This is a genomic window from Nocardia vinacea (assembly GCF_035920345.1).
GTDB lineage: Bacteria > Actinomycetota > Actinomycetes > Mycobacteriales > Mycobacteriaceae > Nocardia > Nocardia vinacea_A.
In genome coordinates, this window is the sequence record NZ_CP109149.1 from 2,459,132 (window position 1) to 2,477,508 (window position 18,377).

Genomic DNA, 18,377 nt, shown 5'->3' on the forward strand with positions numbered 1-18,377 from the left:
AAAGGATGCAGCCCCTTGGCGATCGGCGCGGCAGACCAAGCAGCACACCAATTTTCCCGCTGGCAAGGAGCGCGCTGATGTTCACGCGCTGGGGAAATCTCGTCTACCGGGTGCGCTTCGCCGTACTCGCGGTGGTGGTGGGCGCACTCCTTGCACTCGGCGCATACGGCTTCGGGCTCGAGGACCACCTCAGCTCCGGCGGTATGGACGATCCCACTTCGGAATCCGCACAGGCCGCACGCCTCGCCGACACCGCCTTCGGACGCAATCACGACTTCGACGTCGTCGTGCTCTACACCGCACCGGACGGCAAGACCGTCGACGATCCGGAATTCAACCAACCGATCATCGACAATCTCAACAGCCTCCCGCACAAGTATCCGAACGAGATCACCGGCGTCAACGCGTCCTACTGGCGCGTCGACGGCGTGAAGATCAGCGGCGCGAAGGCGGCCACCGAAGACAAGAAGCGCGCCGTGGCCGCGATCGCCATCGCGGGCGATAACGACACCGACTCCGTGCGCAACTTCCGGAAAGTCAAGGACGCCTTCGCAATACCCGGCATCGACGTGCAGGTCAGTGGCCTGCAAGCGGTGGCGGGCACACTCAATGACACGATGGCCGACGATGTGCACCGCATGGAAGTCCTGGCCATTCCCGCCGTCGCGGTGCTGCTGTTCTTCATCTTCGGCGGCCTCGTCGCGGCCGCACTGCCGCTGCTGGTCGGTGGACTCACCGTGATCGGCGCATCCGGCATCATCATGTTCCTGACCCGCTTCACCGAGGTCAATTCCTTTGTCTCCTCGGTCCTCTCGATGATCGGCCTCGGCCTGGCCATCGACTACGGCCTGTTCATCGTGAGCCGATTCCGCGAGGAACTCGCCGCGGGCTACGACACTCGTGCCGCGGTGCGCCGCACCGTCGTCACCGCCGGACGCACCGTAGTGTTCTCGGCGACCATGATCATCGCGAGCCTCGGCAGCATGCTGCTGTTCCCTCAGGGCTTCCTCAAATCGATGGCCTACGGCGCCATCGCGACCGTCCTGCTGGCCGCGTTCACCGCCATCACCATCCTGCCCGCCAGCCTGGCCGTCCTCGGTCCGCGCGTGGATATGTTGGGGTTCAACCGGTTCCGAAGAACCAAGACCGCCGAACAAATCGAGGGCGGTTTCTGGGGCAAGACCACACGCTGGGTGATGCAGCGACCGCTCACCGTCGCGATCCCACTGGTCATCGTGCTCTTCCTGCTGATCATCCCGGTCAAGAACCTCATCTTCGGCGGCTTCAGTGAGCGATATCTGCCACCGGACAACCCGACTCGCGTCGCACAAGAACAGATCGACACCTTCTTCCCACAGCGCCGATCCGATCCCATCGAACTCGTCTTCGTCGCCGACAACAGCACGCCGGTCGGCGAGGCCTGGCGCACCGCCGGACACGCCCCCGGGTTGGCCAGTCAGTTCGAGATGCCGTCCAAATCCATGACCCAGGGCAACGTTTACCGCTCCAAGGCAACACTGGTGCACCCGAACGAAGGCGGGGAAACCATCGAATACCTGCGCAAGATGGAACTCCCCGACGGCGTCAGCATGTACGTCGGCGGCATTCCGGCCATGCAGAAGGACAGCATCGACGCACTGCTCTACCGCATCCCGGTCATGATCGCGCTGGTCCTGTTCGTGACCACGATGCTGATGTTCCTGACCTTCGGCTCGCTGGTGCTGCCGATCAAGGCCGCACTGATGAGCGCGCTCGGGCTCGGCTCCACCCTCGGCATCCTGACCTGGATCTTCGTCGACGGCCACGCCGCAGGACTATTGAACTTCACCCCGCAGCCCATCCAGTCGAATGTGCTCGTCCTGATCATCGCGATCATCTACGGCCTGTCCACCGATTACGAAGTCTTCCTGCTCTCCCGCATGGTCGAGGCCAGGGCCAAGGGCGCGAGCACCAGCGACGCGGTGCACACCGGCACCGCGCACACCGGCCGCATCATCACCGCCGCCGCGCTGATCCTGCTCGTGGTGACCGGTGCGTTCGCCTTCTCCGATCTGGTGATGATGCAGTACATCGCCTACGGGATGATCGCCGCACTATTCATTGATGCCACCGTGCTACGCATGCTGCTGGTACCCGCGGTCATGAAACTGCTCGGCGACGACTGCTGGTGGGCGCCGGCCTGGATGAAACGTGTCCAGGAGAAAATCGGGCTCGGCGAACCTATTCTGGACGATGAACGCCCGGGCACCGAGGATATGCACGAGCCGATCGAGACCACACCGATCACGCTGCGGTTCCCGACCGTCACCGCTGGACGGTCGAACGGTTCGTAGTCGCCCCCACCAAAGGGAACGCCGCGCGCCGCCTCGGGAGGTACGCTCACCGCCGGAAAGCCCGCGGACCCGATCGCCGAACCGGCGACCTGGTCAACCACCGGCCAACTGGACCGAAGGACGACCGCGATGTGCAGCTACCGTCTCGATGCCGAATACGCCGATCCGACACCTTTGAAGGTGCGGATCGATACCCACGAGCGCTATTCGGAGCGTCCCGACGACCCCACCGCGAATGTGCTGACCGCGCTGGAACTCACCGGAACCGAACATCTAGCCGATATCGGCTGCGGCGACGCCCGATTCCTCGCCCACCTCGCCGGCAACGGTCATCAGGGTCCACTGGTCGGGATCGACACCTCCCCCGCGATGGTCGCCGCCGCCAATGCCGTCCCCGGGGTGCGCGGCGTATTCGGCAGTGCCGACCGGATCCCGTTCGACGACAACAGCTTCGACGCTCTCACCGCGCGACATATGCTGTACCATCTCGCGAATCCGCTCGCCGCGCTCGAGGAATTCCGGCGCACGACCAAACCCGGCGGGACGGTTGCCGTGGTCGTCAATCATCCCGGAACCTACCCGTGCACCACCGAACTCGTGGTCGCCCATGCCGCGACCTACGGCCTCGGCCTGGGCGAGACGATGACCGTCGACTCCGACACCTTGCCGGAGCTGATGTCCGAGGTTTTCGGCGACGTGCGGATCCAGCGATCGGATAATGCGCTCGTCTTCGATACTCCGGATCCGCTGGTGCGCTTCGCCGAGGCGCTGTTCACGTTCTACGGCGTCACGCCGAATCACCCACGACGACAGGCGATTCTGAACGATCTGCGCGAGGACGTCCAGGATTGGTTCACCCACCATCCAGGGAAGACGTGGCGCGACCCCAAGGGGTACATCGTCGCCACGGCCGTCGTCGATCACCAGGGCAGCGCGCCTTCGGCATCGACGTAGCTTCCGGTGGGGCCGTCTGGGCCGAGCTGCGCCATGCGCACGATGATCTCGGCACCTTGCTCCACAGCCTGGGTGCCGGTATTCCCGTTGAGATCGGTCTTTGTGAAACCAGGCTCCACCGCATTGATCCGGATATCCGGGAAGACCTTCGCGTATTGCACGGTGAGCATGTTGACCACCGTCTTCGACGCGGGATACGCGACGCCCGGGTAGGCGTATGCCGGGGTGCCCGGGGTCGAGACCCTGGTCAGCGACGCAAGACCGCTGCTGACATTGACCACCACCGGCGCCGCCGAGCGCTGTAGCAGCGGCAGGAAGGCGTGCAGGACGCGTACCGTGCCGAAGACGTTCGTTTCGAAGGTCTTTCGCATCACATCCGCGGTGAGGTCCGCAGCGCCGATGACATCGTTCCGGTCGGTCATCTCTGCCTGGATACCGGCATTGTTGACCAGGACATCCAGACCGCCGTCGGCCTCGATTGTCTGCGCCGCGGCCGCCACGGATGCGTCGTCGGTGATATCGAGTTGGACAGCCCGCGCACCCAATTCCTCGGCCGCCTGACGACCGCGTTCGGCGTCCCGGCTGCCGAGGTAGACGGTGTGACCCGCCGCGACGAGTTGGCGGGCTGCCTCGAAGCCGAGACCCTTGTTTGCTCCGGTGACCAATATTGCTGCCATGGCACCAACGCTAGGTTTTAGAGTGCGCTCGAAGTCAAGAACCTTCCTCGTAACGCAACGAGTCCGGTTGCTCTTCCTCTCCCGGCTGGCTGTGGTTGTTGAGTACCGGACGTTGCTTGGTAGGTGATTTGTGGTGGGATCGAAGGGTTGAGATTACATGAGTAGATGCGTATATCTACCTACCTAAATGTAATTTTTGTATTGCTGTTGTCTTCAAACCCCTCGCCATGGGCTCCGGTCTTGGCGCCTAGGACGTCGGCGTGAACCGATTTCCCTGTGCCCCAACTTGCTTCCCCACTGCCCTACCCTGCGCACCCAAAACCCCACTCCCCCAGCCAGGTTCACCAGGGCAAGTGTTGCTATTCAAGTCGGCGCACAACACCGATAGCCGCATCCTCCCCTACAGAAGACGACCGACCAGTTACTCTCGTCGCGTGGTCCCGCCCGCCCCGGCCTGCGCCGGAGGTCCACGAGCGCCCAGGAAGCAGGAGTTCGATGCGATCGCCGAGTAGTCGCCATATCTTGGTCACACTGGTGGCCGGCACTGCCGCCTTGATGGCCGGTGGTCCAACGCCCGCGATAGCACAGCCCGCGCCGCCGGCGCAGGTGCAGCCGCTCGGTTCGGACTTTCTCTGGGGTGTCGCCGCATCGGGATATCAGTCCGAAGGCTATGCACCGGATAGCAATTGGTCCCGGTACGTGGCCGCAGGCAAGACGGACGACCCCTATCTGGAGTCCGTCGACTTCTACCATCGCTACCGGTCCGATATCGATCTGGCCGCGCAACTCGGCGTCAAGGTCTATCGAATCGGCATCAAGTGGGCGCGCGTGCAGCCGCGGCCGGGCGAATGGGATGAGGCCGGACTTCGCTTCTACGACAATGTGATCGCCGCGATCACGGCGGCCGGGATGCGCCCGATGCTCACCATCGATCACTGGGTGTATCCGGGCTGGGAGGTCGACCGCGGCGGCTGGTCGAATCCGAATATCGTCGAGGACTGGCTCGCCAACGCGCGCGCCGTCGTCGACCGATACGCCGCGGCCGACCCGCTGTGGGTCACCTTCAACGAACCCGCGGCCTACATCATGAACGAGACCTCGCACGGCGGCCTCTCCCCCGCCGACATTCCGGTGATGCAGGACCGAATCGCCCAGGCGCACAATGCCATCTACGACTACATCCACGCCGTGCAGCCGGGCGCCATGGTCACCAGCAACGTCGCCTACATTCCGGCTGGTGAGGATGCGGTCAACGGCTCGTTCATCAATACTGTCGCCGCGAAACTCGACTACATCGGCATCGATTACTACTACGGTGCGTCCCCCGACACCGTTACCAAGCTGAGCTTCAGCCAGCTGTGGAACAACCCCTTGGAGCCTGAGGGAATTTACTATGCCCTGCAACACTATTCACGAAAATTCCCGGGCCGGCCGCTCTATATCGTCGAGAACGGCATGCCCACCGAAAATGGCATGCCCCGAGCCGACGGCTACACCCGCGCCGACGACCTCCGCGACACTGTCTACTGGCTGCAGCGCGCCAAGGCCGACGGTATGAACCTCATCGGCTACAACTACTGGAGCCTCACCGACAACTACGAATGGGGTTCGTACACGCCACGTTTCGGCCTCTACACGGTCGACGTCCGCACCGACCCCACCCTCACCCGCAAGCCCACCGACGCCGTACCCGCCTACACCGCCATCACCCACCAGGACGGCGTTACCCCCGACTACCGCCCAACCCGCGCCCCCAAACCCTGCTCATTCGTCGACGCCGCCGCCAGTTGCGCCGACCCAGTCACCGTCCCCCGCTAGTCGGAGTGCGCTCGACGGTGCGGTTCGCCGGCGTCACCGCATACCGGCACTACTAGGAGTTGTGCGTGCTGCTCGGGCCGCGGTGCGGGGACGTACAGTGCCGGGGTGGCGCCGCTACGCCGACCCGGCCGCCTACCAGCCCACCGGTGAGCAGCGGGCCCCGCAGCGGGACGAATTCTGCCGTCTGGTTGGCAAACCCGCCGACCCCGGCCGCGGTGGTCGACGAGCTCAGGGAGCTGGAGGCCGTGCTGTCCGGCGAGGACGGAGATCTGGTGATCTCGCCATTGACCGCCGAAGACGTGCGTGTAGGTCGACTGGCCCTCGTTCGCGAAATACCGGCTCATAGGCCGCCACGTGGTCGACTTGCCCTCGGGCGGGAACAGTTACCTGGCGCTGGCGGACACCGTCCCGGTGCGAACACCGTAGTGAGCGAATAGAACTGGACGTCGGGGTCGGCGCCTGTGGTGCCGACCCCGACCCATGTCAGGACCCGGTGAACTGATTGCCGGAAATCGAGCGCGACTGCTCGCCGTTTACGCCGACCGGGATGTCGCCCTCGAGTGTGGTGCGGTACAGCACGCGGGTGACATCGAGGTGGTTGAGGTCGCCCGGGGCCAGGTGGGCGGTGGCGCGGTTGTCCCAGAACGCCAGGCTGCCCTTTTCCCAACGGAATCGGACGGTGTAGGCCGGGTTCGACAGTTCGTCGAACAGCAGCTGGAGTACCGCGTCGCTCTGGGCCGGGCTCAGCCCGACGATGTGGGTGGTGAAACCGGGGTTGACGAAGAGCACCTTCTCGCCGGTCACCGGGTGCACGCGCACGACGGGATGTTCGGTCACCAGCGGGGCATTGGCGACCTTCTTGGCGTAGTCGCTTTCCTCGTTCCATGCCGGACGGCTGCCGCCGAACCGGTGCACGGCCCGCAGCCCCTCGACGAACTTGCGCAGCGACTCGGGCAGGTTCGCGTAGGCCGCGGCGAGATTCGTCCAGCTGGTGTCCCCACCGCGCTCCGGGGCGATCTCGGCCCGCAGCAGCGACGCGGCGGGCGGGTTGATCAGTGCGGAGACATCGGTGTGCCACTGGTTGGTGTAGGTGAATTTCTTGATGCCGAAACGCTTTTCGTAGAGTCGGCTGTCGACGGCCAGAATTTCGGGGAATTCGGTCGGCGCGTCATCGTCGTAGGGATGTGACGGCGTGACGGCGCCGAATCGCCGAGAGAAGGCGATGTGTTCGGCGTGACCGATGTGCTGGTCGCGGAAGAACAGCACCTTGTATTCGTAGAGGGCCGCGGTGATGTCGGCGACCTCCTGGTCGGTGAGTTCGGCCCGCAGGTCGACGCCCGCGATCTCGGCGCCGATATGTCCGGCGACGGGCGTGATCCGGAGGGTGGTGATGGGCTCGCTGACAGTGGTCATGGTCGTACCTTCTTCGGCAATGGATGGGGATGGTCGGTGGAGCACGGGCGACAACCGCTGCTGCCCATTCGCATGAAGTCGACGGCGCGCCGCCTGGTCAGTCGGGGACTCATGCGCCGAGTTCGGTTCGTACCTGGGCGAATTGGCTTTCCACCGGTGCCAGCCCGTAGTGCCCGCGCAGCGTCGTCGCGGTGTAGTCGGTGCGGAACAGGCCGCGCTCCTGCAGGATCGGGACCACCCGGTCCACGAAGTCCTCGAGGCCACCCGGCAGATACGGCGGCATGATGTTGAAGCCGTCGGCGGCGCCGTTCTCGAACCAGGACTGCAGTTCGTCGGCGATATCGGTGGGTGTGCCTGCGAGGGTCCGGTGCCCGCGCCCGCCGCCCAGTTTGCCGATGAGCTGGCGCACCGTGAGTTTCTCGCGCTCGGCGAGTTCCTTGACCAGCGTGAATCTGCTCTTTCCGCCCTCGATTTCGCTCTCCGCGGGCAGCGGCGGCAGTGGTGCGTCGAGTGCGTGTTCGGTGAGATCGACGCCGAGCAGCGCAGACAGTTGCCGCAGGGCGTAATCCGGTGAGATGAGGTCGGTGAATTCCTGTTCGAGGGCGAGTGCTTCTTCGCGGGTGTCAGCGATGAACGGCACCAGACCGGGCAGCACCTTCAGTTCATCGGCCGAGCGACCGTACCTCGGCAGCCGCGCCTTCAGATCCCGATAGAACGCCTGCCCCTCCGCGAGCGAGCGCTGCGCGGTGAACACGGCCTCGGCGTAGTGCGCGGCGAAATCCTTACCGCTCTCCGACGATCCGGCCTGCACCAGCAGCGGGCGCCCCTGTGGGCTGCGCGGCGAATTCAGCGGGCCGCGTACCCGGAACCGATCACTGGCGTAGTCGATGGTGTGCACTTTGTCCGGGTCGGCGAAGACGCCCTCGTCCGGATCGAGCACGATCGCCGAGGACTCCCAGCTGTCCCAGAGCCGCACGGTGACATCCACGAACTCCTGTGCCCGCTCGTAGCGTCTGGCATGTTCGGGAATGGCGTCGAAGCCGAAGTTCAAGGCCTCGTCCTCGTTGCCCGAGGTGACGATATTCCAGCCCGCCCGACCGCTGCTGATGTGATCGAGTGAGGCGAATTTGCGGGCCAGGTTGAACGGTTCGTTGTAGGTGGTCGACGCCGTCGCGATGAGCCCGACCCGTTCGGTCGCCGCAGCGATCGCGGCAAGCAAGGTGACCGGCTCGAATACGGCGAGGGTATTGCGCTTGATCCGCGGTCCGACGGCCAACCCGTCGGCGAAGAAGACCGAGTCGAGTTTGCCGCGTTCGGCGATCCGGCCGAGCTCCTGAAAATGCCGCACATCCAGTACGCGGCGCTCCTCGGTCCGGGGGTGCCGCCAGGCCGCCTCGTGATGTCCGACGCCCATCAGGAAGGCATTGAGGTGGAATTGCTTGCGGGGTAACGACATCGGAGTCCTTAACGGGAGGGCTCGGCGCGCCACCGGGACAGGTGGCGTTCGAGAGCGACGAGTAGGCCGTTGAAACTCAGCCCGAGTAGCGAGATGGCGATGATGCCCGCATACATATTCGGGATCTGGAAGTTCTGCTGGGCCGCGGTGATCAGATAGCCGAGTCCGGCACGGGCACCGACCATTTCGGCGGCGATGAGCACCAGGATCGAGGACGCCGCCGCCATTCGCACGCCGGTGAAGATCGATGGCACCGCAGCGGGCAGGATCACCTTCTGGAACAGCCGAATCGGCGAGAAGCCGAGCGACACGGCGGATTTGATCAGCAGCGGGTCCACGGTGCGCACACCGGTGATGGTGTTCAACAGGATCGGGAAGAAGCTCGCGTACACCACGAGCGCGATCTTGGAGGTCTCCCCGATGCCCAGGATCAGGATGAACACGGGCAACAGCGCCAGTGCCGCGGTATTGCGGAACAATTCGAGGATCGGGTTCAGAAAGTCGGCCACCGGTCGATACCAGGCGATGGCGACACCGACCGGAATGGCCACTGCGAGCGCGAGCGAAAATCCGGTCGCCGACCGCGTCAGGCTCGTCGAGACGTGCTCCCACATCTGACCGCTCTGCACCAGATCGATGAAGGCCTGCGCGACGGTCGAAAACGGCGGCAGGAAGACCTCGTCCACCAAACCGAGCCGGGGCGCCGCCTCCCATATCGCGACCAGCAGGCCGATGGCGAAGGTGGGCTTGAAGATTCGCCACGCCAGCAGCGCGACCGCCCGCACTACCCGCGACACGTCGACTTTCCGTGTCGGCGCGGACTCGGCCCGGCTGCGGATGACAACCGGCCGTGACTTCTCGACGACTTGCACTGCGCTAGACATGAACCGGCTTCCTCTCGATGCTCGTGGCCGACAACGACTCGCGTTCGAGTCCCTGCGCCCGGGTGACTTCGCTTTGCAACTGCGACCAGATCTGGTGCCGTGCCTCCCGGAAGGGTTCGCTGGAGCGCACATCCGCACCGGAGTTCCGGTCGATATCGATATCGATCACCGCCTTGATCCGCCCCGGCCGTGAGGTCAGCACGGCGACTCGCTGGCCGAGGTAGACGGCCTCGTCGATGCCGTGGGTGATGAACAGAATCGTTTTCCCGGTGGCCTTCCAGATCCGTAACAGTTCGTCCTGCAATGACTCCCGGGTCTGGGCGTCGAGTGCGGCGAACGGCTCGTCCATCAGCAGCACCTCCGGATCGAAGGCGAGGCTGCGGGCGATGGCGACTCGCTGTTTCATGCCGCCGGACAGCTCATGCGGATATCGGTCGCCGAATCCGGCCAGGCCCACCAGTTCCAGGTATTCGTCGGCGATCTTCCGGCGTTCCCGACGTCGGACACCCTTCGCCTCCAAACCGAATTCGATATTTGCCCGGGCGGTGCGCCACGGCAGCAGCGCGTACTGCTGGAAGACGATGCCGCGGTCCAGACCGGGTCCGCTGATCGGCTTGCCGTCCAACAGGATTCGCCCGGCACTCGGCTTGCTGAGCCCGCCGAGCAGATCGAGCAGCGTCGACTTCCCGGAACCGCTCGGGCCAACAAGCACCAGGAACTCGCCATCGCGCAATTCCAGCGAAATATCCTCGATTGCGGTGAACTCCTCGTTCGACCCACGGACCGGGAACTGTTTGCGCACTCCGGTGAGTGCGAGTTTCACCTGACTCATTTCGACGCGACCACCTCTCCGGTCGGTCCGGTGGCCGGACCGTAGGTACCGTTGGCGTACGGGTTGTCCTTGTTGGTGTACAGATCCTTCGCCGTCAGCTTTCCGGCGGGCACATCACCGTTGCGGACCAGCCAATCGATCCAGATCTGCAGTTCCTTCTCCGCGATCACCGCACCGGGGACCGGGAGGCCTGGGCTCCGCCAGAATTTCAGCAGATCGGTGTTCTCATTGCGTCCGCGCTTGTTGATGATCGAGGCGAAGCGCGCGACCACCTCATCGCGCGGGGTCACCTGCAGCCAGCGCGTCGCCCGCGCGGTCCCCTGGACGAAGTCCTTGACGGCCTCCGGGTGCTGGGCGATGTAATCCTTGCGGAAAACATAAGTGCCGTAGTCGAATTGACCGAACAGATCCTTATCGGTGTAGAGCGCGTGGATACCGCCGCGCCCGACCGCGCTCTCCCGGAAGACTGCGCCCAACGCGGCGACATCGATCTGCCCCTTGCGCAGAGCGTCCTCGGTATTGGCCGGCGGCACCACGATCAACTCGACCTGTTTGATCTCCTGGTCGGTCAGCCCCTGCTGGTGCAGCCATTCCCGGGTGATGAATTCATGGTGTGCGCCAAGGGTATTGATGCCGACCTTCTTGCCGATCAGATCCCTGGGCGAGTTGATGCCCGAATCGTCACGGACGAAGTAGCCGGTGAACGACTGCTCATCCGCGCCGTACGAGCTGAGCACCGAGGTGACGGGCGCACCGCCCGCGGCCAACTTGACGACCGCGCCGTTGAAGGCGCTGCCGAACTCGATCTGGCGGGTCGCGGCGGCCTGGATATTCGCCGGTCCGCTGGTGGTGTCACCCTCCCAGTGCAGCGCGATCTTGCTGAAGTAGCCGAGATCGTCCGCCAGTTCGTATGCCGAGACCTGGCCGGTCGATCCCTGGTAGCGCAATACGGCCTTGCCGTCGGCATTGGTGCCCGGCTCGGATTTGCCGCAGCCGGTGAGCACCGCGACCGCGGCGGGAATGGTGAGTACGGCGGCCACCGCACGGACGAACCGTGGCCTGGTTTTCGGGGACAGCGTCATGGAAGTTCTTTCACGGAATGCGCACTGCCGCAGCGCAATAGGGCACGCCACAACGGCAGGTAAGCGCGGAGGATTACCTGATCGGCTAATGCGGCGACCCTATTTCGGCGACCGCGGATTCAGGCGCGACAGACTCCATGGGGCAGGCGCATGAAATCCACCGTGCGACGGCGGATCAGCGCAATGGATTCGATCATGTCAACGACCTTCGTGGGATTCGGATAGAAGCGGCGACCCCGCGGCTTTGTGTCCATGGTGGGGTCGCCCGCCAGGGACGACAATGCCGATTTCACATTGTGAAAATCACCGTGAGTACAACTCCACCGGCGCATCGGTGATGGCGGCGGTGGACTGGAACAGTGGCCCGATCCGGCCCGCGATCTGCCGCATAGCAGGCACGATGCCGCGCACCAGTTCCTCGTTCAGCCGCGCAGAACGGGCCTGCACGCCGAGCGCACCCCAGACCTGCCTATCGGGGCCGAGGACCGGCACCGCCACCGAGCGGACCGGATCCTCGCGCTCGATGATCTCCACGGCGAAACCGCTGCGCCGCACACGATCCAGATCTGTCAGCGGCGCAGGCCGTCGATCGAGTCCGTCGACAAAGGGCGCGAAGGCCAGCAGGGCCTGGCCGACGGCGCTGGAGCGCAGCGGCTGGCGGGCCTGCGGCAACTGGTTGGGGCAGAAGTACACCGGCGGCCGCGCCTGGAAGACCGTGACCGCGTCCCGCTCGTCGGCGACGCTCAGGCTAACGGTGATCTTGATGCCTGCGGCCAGCGCGTAGAGGTGCGGTGCGGCCGCGTCGATGCCCAACCGCGACAGCGCGGGTCGGGCCAGCGAGGCCAGCCCGTGTCCGATGCGATAGCGATCGGTCGCCGGATCCTGCTCCAGCAACCGGCCCCGCACCAATGCCTGGGCCAGCCGATAAGTCGTGCTGACCGGAAATCCAGCACGATGCGCCAATTCGCTCACCGACAGCTCGGGATCATCGCCCTCGAAGCAGTTCAGTACGTGAATCGCGCGGTCGACCGCTTGGGCACCCGAACGGGGTTGATCGGCGGCAGTCATGGTTCCTCCTGATATTTCTACCGATCGGGATGTGGCCAGAACTATCGCCGGGCAATCCGAGCACGGCAATGGTTCTGCGCCCGCTGCGCCGATTCCTCGCGCAGGAATCTCGGTAGCGTCAAAATCGCGCTGATTCGAAGGGTTCTGCGATCGCGGCGACGTGCACAGAATTGAATTCCCCGCGCTGACCCCGCATTCCGCCGACGATTGCCTCTTTCGCAATCCCGACGTATCAGGAGCAGACGCATGAGTGAACTCTGGCAGACCAGCACCGATGTACTGGTGATCGGCGGCGGTCCGGCCGCCGCATGGGCGGCCATCCACGCGCGGGAGGCCGGCGTGGAGGTGACCCTGGTAGACAAGGGCTACTGCGGAACCAGCGGCGCGACAGCACCTTCCGGCACCGGCGTTTGGTACGTCGCCCCGGAGGCGACCGCCCGTGCCAATGCCAAGGCCAGCCGGGAGGCCCTCGGCGGCCATCTCGCCGATCACTATTGGATGGATCGGGTCCTCGATCAGACCTACACCAACATGAATCGGCTTGCCGTGGAAGGCAAGTACCCGTTTCCAGCCGACCCGGCGACCAGTGAGCAGCTGCGCACCGGGGTGCAGGGCCCGGAGTACATGCGCCGGATGCGCGCGTGGATCAAGCGGCTCGGCGTCCGGATCCTCGACCATTCACCGGCTCTCGAACTGCTCGTCGACGATGCGGGCACGGTCCGCGGCGCGGCCGGATACCAGCGTCAACTCGACCGCGACTACCGCACCACGGCGGGTGCGGTGGTGCTGGCCAGTGGCGGTTGTGCATTCCTGTCGCGCGCGTTGGGCACCAATGTCGATACTGGTGACGGCGCGCTGATGGCCGCCGAGGTGGGCGCGCGCTTCTCCGGGATGGAATTCTCCAATGCCTACGCGATCGTGCCGAAGGGCTCGACCATCACCAAGACCGCCTACTACGGCTACGCGACGTTCTTCCACGAGGACGGACAGGTGCTCGAGGGCGCAGGATCCACGAAAGGCCGATCGGTGATCGCCCGAACCCTGTTGTCGGAGAAAGTATTCGCCCAACTCGACCGCGCCGACCGGACGGTGCAGACGCAGATGCGGCTCGGGCAGCCCAACTTCTTTCTGCAGTTCGATCGGCGCGGTATCAATCCGTTCACCGATCGTTTCGAGGTCGATCTGCTCGCCGAGGGCACCGTGCGCGGAACCGGCGGTATCGATATCGTGGACGACGACTGCGCGACCACGGTGCCCGGTCTGTTCGCGGCGGGCGACGCGGCGACCAGGGAACGCATCTGCGGTGGTTTCACCGGTGGCGGCAGCCACAATTCGGCATGGGCGATGTCGTCGGGGAGTTGGGCCGGTGCGGGGGCGGCACGGTTCGCGCTCGGCTCGTCTCGGCCGGACGATGCCGCTCTGCGCGGCGCGGGACGAACCGGCTTGCGGCCCAGTGACTCCCCCACGCTCGATACCGCCGAAGTTGTCGAGGCCGCGCAGGCCGAGCTGATTCCGTTCCAGAAGAACTACCTGCGCCACGGCGAGCGACTGCGGCCCGCACTCGATGCACTCGACACGCTCTGGGAGCGCGCAGGTAAGGAGCTCGGTGGCCGCACCGGTGACGATCGCATCCGGGCCAGGCAGGCCGCCGCCATCACCGCGGTCGGTCGGCTCATGTACGAATCGACTTTGGCGCGCACCGAGACTCGCGGTATGAGCAAGCGCGCAGACCATCCGGAACAGGATCCGGCGCAGCGCCACCACATTCTGTCCGGCGGTCTCGACGCCGTGTGGACCAAGACCGCCGAGGTCGCGTCATGATCGAAGTCGTACTCGCCGAGGCCTGCATCGGCTGCGATAAATGTGTGGACGCCTGCCCCACCAACGTATTCGACCGCACCGAATCCGGAATCCCGGTCATCGCAAGGCAATCCGACTGCCAGACCTGCTTCATGTGCGAGGCCTACTGCCCGACCGACGCTCTCTACGTCGACCCCGAATCCACCCCGCTACCTCCCGGCAGCCCGATCGCCCAGGATCAGATCGGCCGCTACCGCGAGAAGATCGGCTGGGGCAAGGGTCGCACCGCGGGCAGCCTGCTCGCCATCGGCCCCCGGCTCCCCCACGGCGCGCCCCCGCCCCGCCTGCGGCACTAATCGCGGTAGCCGAGTTGTTCGAGGAGACCGTCGAGTTGGAGTTCGAACAGTTCGGCGCGGTCGGTGAAGGTGTCGGTGCCGTACTGATCGAAGACGTCGAAGGTTACGGCGCCGAACACCCCGACCCACATGGTGATGCCGCGTGCGACGAGCCAGTCCGGTAGGTCGTGGTCGAATGCGGCTCTGATATCCGCGAAATTGGCTGCGAGCGCGGAGGATAACGGGCGCTCCTTGACCGGAGCGGTGAGCATGTCTTCGCGGTAGGCGCGGGCGAAGAGGGTTTGCATTGTCGCGATGACCCGCGTGCCGGGGACGGTGGTCTCCTCGGAGGGAGCGTCGTAGCCCGGCACCGGTGTGCCGAATAAAAGTCCGTAGCGGGCCGGTTCCGCAAGTGCCCAACCGCGGACAGTACGGCCGACGATGCGCAGGCCCTCGATCGGATCGTCGGGGGCATCGGCCAGCGCCGCATCGACCGCGTCGCCGAGTGCGTTGTAGCCGTCGATCACGAGCAGTGTAAGCAGTTCATCGCGGCTGCGGACGTAGCGGTATACCGCCGACGACACCACACCGAGATCGCGGGCGACCGCGCGCAGCGAGAGGGCCGCCGCGCCATCGGTGGCCAGATGTTCGCGGCCGATCCGGACGATATCGTTCATGGTCTGGGCCCTGGCCCGGGCACGTGGTGTCGTCGCCATACCGATCACCATGCGCGCTCTAGAGAGCGATGTCAACTAATGTGAGCACTGCTCTTGACTTTGATTCGCGGCGGTTGCATGCTTGTACACAACAGAGAGCACCGCTCACCAAAGTAGACAAGGACTCACTATGTCGGAGTTGCACATCGTCACCGGAGCCGGGCCCACCGGAACCACCATCGCCGAGCAATTGGCCGCAGCGGGCAAACAGGTCCGGGTACTCACTCGCTCCGGGAGCGGTCCCGATCATCCACTCGTCGAGCGTCGCAAGATCAATGTTACACTGCCCGAACAGCTTTCGGGTGAGTTCGATGGCGCGACGGCCGTCTACCACTGCCTCGGAGGCTCCGAATACACCGCGAAGGTCTGGCGCGCGGAGCTGCCGTCGGCTGAACGCACCGTGCTCGATGAGGCCGAAAAGGCTGGCACGGTAGTGGTTTTCGCGGAAAACATCTATTCCTACGGCAAGGTCGACGGTCCGATCACCGAAAACCTGCCCCGCAATGCCGATTTCGGCAAACCCAGCGTCCGCACGCAGCTGGTGCGCGCTCGTGAGGCACATGCCGCCGCGACGGTGAGCGTCGCGGCCGCGGACTTCCTCGGCCCGTATGTGCGGGCGTCGCTGGCCGGGGAGCAGGTCTTCGTCCCGATCCTCACCGGCAAGCGGGTGCAGGCATTGGGCAAGCTGAACCTGCCGCACTCCTACACCTATATGCCCGACCTCGCCGCCGCCATGATCCGCGCGGCCGCCGACGAATCGGTCTGGAATTCCTTCCTGCACGCCCCGACCGCGCCGCCGATCACCCAGCAGCAACTCTTCGACGCGATCGCCGCCGCCGCAGGTGTCGCGGCCCCCAAGGTCTTCGCGGCACCGGCCGCCCTGCTGCGCATGATGGGCTTCACGAATGAGACGATGCGCGAGCTCGCCGAAATGAGCTACCAGGTCACACGGCCGTTCGTGCTGGACTCGTCCGCCAGCGAGCAGCGCCTCGGCCTGCATCCGACGCCGATCGACGAGGCCATCGCGGCCACTGTCGCCTGGTGGCAGACCCAGCTCTGAGCGTTTGCTACTCGGTAGTAATGTTACCGGTGTCACTGGCGACACGGATCGAGGAGCACCACATGGACCAGCGAGAAACGGATTTCGACGTACTCGTGGTCGGTTCGGGATTCGGCGGCAGCGTCACGGCGCTGCGGCTGATCGAGAAGGGCTACCGGGTCGGTGTGCTCGAGGCCGGTCGACGCTATGCCGATGACGAGCTACCCGAAACCAGCTGGGACCTGCGCAAATTCCTGTGGGCGCCGAAGCTCGGCTGCTACGGCATCCAGCGCATCCACCCGCTGCGCAACGTGTTGATCCTCGGCGGTGCGGGTGTCGGCGGCGGTTCGCTCAACTACGCCAATACGCTCTATGTGCCACCGGAGCCGTTCTTCCAGGACCAGCAGTGGTGCGATATCACCGACTGGCGTGCCGAGCTCACCCCGTACTACGAGCGCGCGAAGAAGATGCTCGGCGTGGTGCAGAACCCGCATCTGACACCGGCGGACGAGGTGTTCAAGAAGGTCGCCGACGATATGGGCTGCGGCGAGACCTTCGTGCAGACCCCGGTCGGCGTCTTCTTCGGCGAACCGGGACAGACCGTCGCGGATCCGTACTTCGGCGGTGTCGGACCGGACCGCACCGGCTGCCTCGAATGCGGCGAATGCATGACCGGCTGCCGTCACGGCGCGAAGAACACCCTGGTGAAGAATTACCTGTACCTCGCGGAAAAGGCTGGCGCGCAGGTGATTCCGATGACGACGGTGACCTCGATCCGTCCGCTGCCCGATGGCACCTGGGATATCTCGACCGAACGCACCGGCGCCTGGTTCCGCAAGCGCCCGCAGACCTACACCGCGGGCCAAGTCGTACTCGCCGCAGGGACCCTCGGCACCCAGAAGTTGTTGCACGCCATGCGGGATCGGGGCGTGCTCCCCGAATTGTCCGACCGACTCGGCCAACTCACACGCACCAACTCCGAATCCATTGTGGGCGCGGCGACCCGCAAGGTGAATCCGGACGTCGACTTCACCCGTGGCGTCGCGATCACGTCATCGATCCACCCGACCCACGACACCCATATCGAGCCGGTGCGCTACGGCAAGGGCTCGAATGTGATGGGGCTGATGCAGACCCTGATGGTCGACGGCGGCGGCCGCATACCGCGCTGGCTGCGCTTCCTCGGCCAGGTGGTGCGAAACCCGTTCACTCTCATCAGTTTCCTGAGCGTGAAGAACTGGAGTGAGCGCACCATCATCTCGCTGGTGATGCAGCACCTCGACAATTCGATCACCACTTACACCAAGCGCACCCTGTTCGGCCGCAAGCTCACCAGTAAACAGGGCCACGGCGAACCCAATCCGACCTGGATTCCGGCGGGCAACGAGGTGACCCGCAAGGTCGCGGAGGAAATCGGCGGCGTCGCGGGCGGCAGCTGGGGCGAAGTCTTCAATATCCCGCTCACCGCCCACTTCCTCGGCGGCGCACCCATCGGCGCGGACCGCGATACCGGCGTAATCGACGCCTACCACCGAGTTTTCGGCTACCCGACCCTCAGCATCGTCGACGGCGCCGCCGTCTCCGCGAACCTGGGCGTCAACCCGTCGCTCACGATCACCGCCCAAGCCGAACGCTGCGCCGCCTACTGGCCCAACAAGGGTGAACAGGACCTGCGTCCCCTACAAGGCGTTGCCTACCAACAGATCCAGCCCATCGCCCCCAATAAGCCCGCCGTCCCCGCCGACGCCCCGGCCGCCCTGGTCCTCCCGATCGTCGAAATCCGCACCCACAAATCCGCCGCCAGCTGATCGCGGGCTTTCCTTCTGCCCCGATCGGGCTGACACACAGTGCTGGATCGGTTGCACGCCCCGGCACCCCGTCGTCGAGCCAGGCCCCTGTGCGGAGGGTGCCTCTTCAAGGTCGGGGTGTCCGACCGAGCGGCAGCGATGGATCGCTCGGGGATGTTCGTT

At 65.1% G+C, this 18,377-nt stretch carries 15 protein-coding genes and 1 pseudogene; 8 read left to right on the top strand and 8 right to left on the bottom strand.

The window, feature by feature from the left end:
- The first annotated feature begins 77 nt into the window (after nucleotides 1-77).
- Nucleotides 78-2,333 (top strand): MMPL family transporter, encoded by a 2,256-nt coding sequence (locus OIE68_RS11670; RefSeq protein ID WP_327099397.1) that lies wholly within the window; start codon nucleotides 78-80, stop codon nucleotides 2,331-2,333.
- Between the two features lie 129 nt (nucleotides 2,334-2,462).
- Complete coding sequence (locus OIE68_RS11675; protein WP_327099398.1) at nucleotides 2,463-3,287, top strand: class I SAM-dependent methyltransferase; 825 nt, start codon at nucleotides 2,463-2,465, stop codon at nucleotides 3,285-3,287.
- Here the strand turns inward: OIE68_RS11675 and OIE68_RS11680 are convergent.
- Nucleotides 3,254-3,964, bottom strand: a complete 711-nt coding sequence (locus OIE68_RS11680) for an SDR family oxidoreductase (RefSeq protein WP_327099399.1) — start codon at nucleotides 3,962-3,964, stop codon at nucleotides 3,254-3,256. The two genes, OIE68_RS11675 and OIE68_RS11680, sit on opposite strands and share 34 nt — an antisense overlap.
- 495 nt (nucleotides 3,965-4,459) lie before the next feature.
- Here OIE68_RS11680 and OIE68_RS11685 point away from each other — a divergent pair, with 495 nt between their 5' ends.
- A complete protein-coding gene (locus OIE68_RS11685; protein ID WP_327099400.1) occupies nucleotides 4,460-5,782 on the top strand; it encodes a family 1 glycosylhydrolase in 1,323 nt (440 codons plus the stop codon).
- 35 nt (nucleotides 5,783-5,817) lie between these two features.
- Nucleotides 5,818-6,132 (top strand): annotated as a pseudogene (locus OIE68_RS47055) (Tn3 family transposase); the annotation flags it as partial.
- A gap of 133 nt (nucleotides 6,133-6,265) precedes the next feature.
- Here OIE68_RS47055 and OIE68_RS11690 read toward each other — a convergent pair.
- From OIE68_RS11690 to OIE68_RS11715, 6 genes are all read right to left on the bottom strand, one after another.
- Complete coding sequence (locus OIE68_RS11690) at nucleotides 6,266-7,195, bottom strand: TauD/TfdA dioxygenase family protein (protein ID WP_327099401.1); 930 nt, start codon at nucleotides 7,193-7,195, stop codon at nucleotides 6,266-6,268.
- Between the two features lie 109 nt (nucleotides 7,196-7,304).
- Nucleotides 7,305-8,651, bottom strand: a complete 1,347-nt coding sequence (locus OIE68_RS11695; protein WP_327099402.1) for an LLM class flavin-dependent oxidoreductase — start codon at nucleotides 8,649-8,651, stop codon at nucleotides 7,305-7,307.
- An 8-nt stretch (nucleotides 8,652-8,659) separates the two neighbouring features.
- A complete protein-coding gene (locus OIE68_RS11700; RefSeq protein WP_327099403.1) occupies nucleotides 8,660-9,535 on the bottom strand; it encodes an ABC transporter permease in 876 nt (291 codons plus the stop codon).
- A complete protein-coding gene (locus tag OIE68_RS11705; protein ID WP_327099404.1) occupies nucleotides 9,528-10,367 on the bottom strand; it encodes an ABC transporter ATP-binding protein in 840 nt (279 codons plus the stop codon). Before OIE68_RS11705 ends, OIE68_RS11700 begins: the two co-directional genes overlap by 8 nt.
- Entirely contained in the window at nucleotides 10,364-11,449 is a 1,086-nt protein-coding gene (locus tag OIE68_RS11710; protein ID WP_327099405.1) for an ABC transporter substrate-binding protein, read from the bottom strand. The genes OIE68_RS11705 and OIE68_RS11710 overlap by 4 nt, the downstream gene beginning before the upstream one ends.
- A gap of 303 nt (nucleotides 11,450-11,752) precedes the next feature.
- Nucleotides 11,753-12,517 carry an IclR family transcriptional regulator gene (locus OIE68_RS11715; protein WP_327099406.1) on the bottom strand — a complete coding sequence of 255 codons (765 nt, stop codon included), beginning with the start codon at nucleotides 12,515-12,517 and terminating at the stop codon, nucleotides 11,753-11,755.
- A gap of 246 nt (nucleotides 12,518-12,763) precedes the next feature.
- Here OIE68_RS11715 and OIE68_RS11720 point away from each other — a divergent pair, with 246 nt between their 5' ends.
- Nucleotides 12,764-14,338, top strand: a complete 1,575-nt coding sequence (locus tag OIE68_RS11720; protein WP_327099407.1) for an FAD-binding protein — start codon at nucleotides 12,764-12,766, stop codon at nucleotides 14,336-14,338.
- Entirely contained in the window at nucleotides 14,335-14,673 is a 339-nt protein-coding gene (locus OIE68_RS11725; protein ID WP_040694186.1) for a 4Fe-4S dicluster domain-containing protein, read from the top strand. Before OIE68_RS11720 ends, OIE68_RS11725 begins: the two co-directional genes overlap by 4 nt.
- Here OIE68_RS11725 and OIE68_RS11730 read toward each other — a convergent pair.
- A complete protein-coding gene (locus OIE68_RS11730) occupies nucleotides 14,670-15,368 on the bottom strand; it encodes a TetR/AcrR family transcriptional regulator (RefSeq protein WP_327099408.1) in 699 nt (232 codons plus the stop codon). The genes OIE68_RS11725 and OIE68_RS11730 overlap by 4 nt on opposite strands.
- A 130-nt stretch (nucleotides 15,369-15,498) precedes the next feature.
- Here OIE68_RS11730 and OIE68_RS11735 point away from each other — a divergent pair, with 130 nt between their 5' ends.
- Together OIE68_RS11735 and OIE68_RS11740 are read left to right on the top strand one after the other, a co-directional pair.
- Nucleotides 15,499-16,428 carry an NAD-dependent epimerase/dehydratase family protein gene (locus tag OIE68_RS11735; RefSeq protein WP_327099409.1) on the top strand — a complete coding sequence of 310 codons (930 nt, stop codon included), beginning with the start codon at nucleotides 15,499-15,501 and terminating at the stop codon, nucleotides 16,426-16,428.
- A gap of 62 nt (nucleotides 16,429-16,490) precedes the next feature.
- Complete coding sequence (locus tag OIE68_RS11740; protein ID WP_327099410.1) at nucleotides 16,491-18,215, top strand: GMC family oxidoreductase; 1,725 nt, start codon at nucleotides 16,491-16,493, stop codon at nucleotides 18,213-18,215.
- Nucleotides 18,216-18,377: the final 162 nt, after the last annotated feature.

Coding starts and splice junctions, on each gene's coding strand:
- OIE68_RS11670 (WP_327099397.1), top strand. CDS start 78: ATGTTCACGCGCTGGGGAAATCTCGTCTACCGGGTGCGCTTCGCCGTA.
- OIE68_RS11675 (WP_327099398.1), top strand. CDS start 2,463: ATGTGCAGCTACCGTCTCGATGCCGAATACGCCGATCCGACACCTTTG.
- OIE68_RS11680 (WP_327099399.1), bottom strand. CDS start 3,964: ATGGCAGCAATATTGGTCACCGGAGCAAACAAGGGTCTCGGCTTCGAG.
- OIE68_RS11685 (WP_327099400.1), top strand. CDS start 4,460: ATGCGATCGCCGAGTAGTCGCCATATCTTGGTCACACTGGTGGCCGGC.
- OIE68_RS11690 (WP_327099401.1), bottom strand. CDS start 7,195: ATGACCACTGTCAGCGAGCCCATCACCACCCTCCGGATCACGCCCGTC.
- OIE68_RS11695 (WP_327099402.1), bottom strand. CDS start 8,651: ATGTCGTTACCCCGCAAGCAATTCCACCTCAATGCCTTCCTGATGGGC.
- OIE68_RS11700 (WP_327099403.1), bottom strand. CDS start 9,535: ATGTCTAGCGCAGTGCAAGTCGTCGAGAAGTCACGGCCGGTTGTCATC.
- OIE68_RS11705 (WP_327099404.1), bottom strand. CDS start 10,367: ATGAGTCAGGTGAAACTCGCACTCACCGGAGTGCGCAAACAGTTCCCG.
- OIE68_RS11710 (WP_327099405.1), bottom strand. CDS start 11,449: ATGACGCTGTCCCCGAAAACCAGGCCACGGTTCGTCCGTGCGGTGGCC.
- OIE68_RS11715 (WP_327099406.1), bottom strand. CDS start 12,517: ATGACTGCCGCCGATCAACCCCGTTCGGGTGCCCAAGCGGTCGACCGC.
- OIE68_RS11720 (WP_327099407.1), top strand. CDS start 12,764: ATGAGTGAACTCTGGCAGACCAGCACCGATGTACTGGTGATCGGCGGC.
- OIE68_RS11725 (WP_040694186.1), top strand. CDS start 14,335: ATGATCGAAGTCGTACTCGCCGAGGCCTGCATCGGCTGCGATAAATGT.
- OIE68_RS11730 (WP_327099408.1), bottom strand. CDS start 15,368: ATGGCGACGACACCACGTGCCCGGGCCAGGGCCCAGACCATGAACGAT.
- OIE68_RS11735 (WP_327099409.1), top strand. CDS start 15,499: ATGTCGGAGTTGCACATCGTCACCGGAGCCGGGCCCACCGGAACCACC.
- OIE68_RS11740 (WP_327099410.1), top strand. CDS start 16,491: ATGGACCAGCGAGAAACGGATTTCGACGTACTCGTGGTCGGTTCGGGA.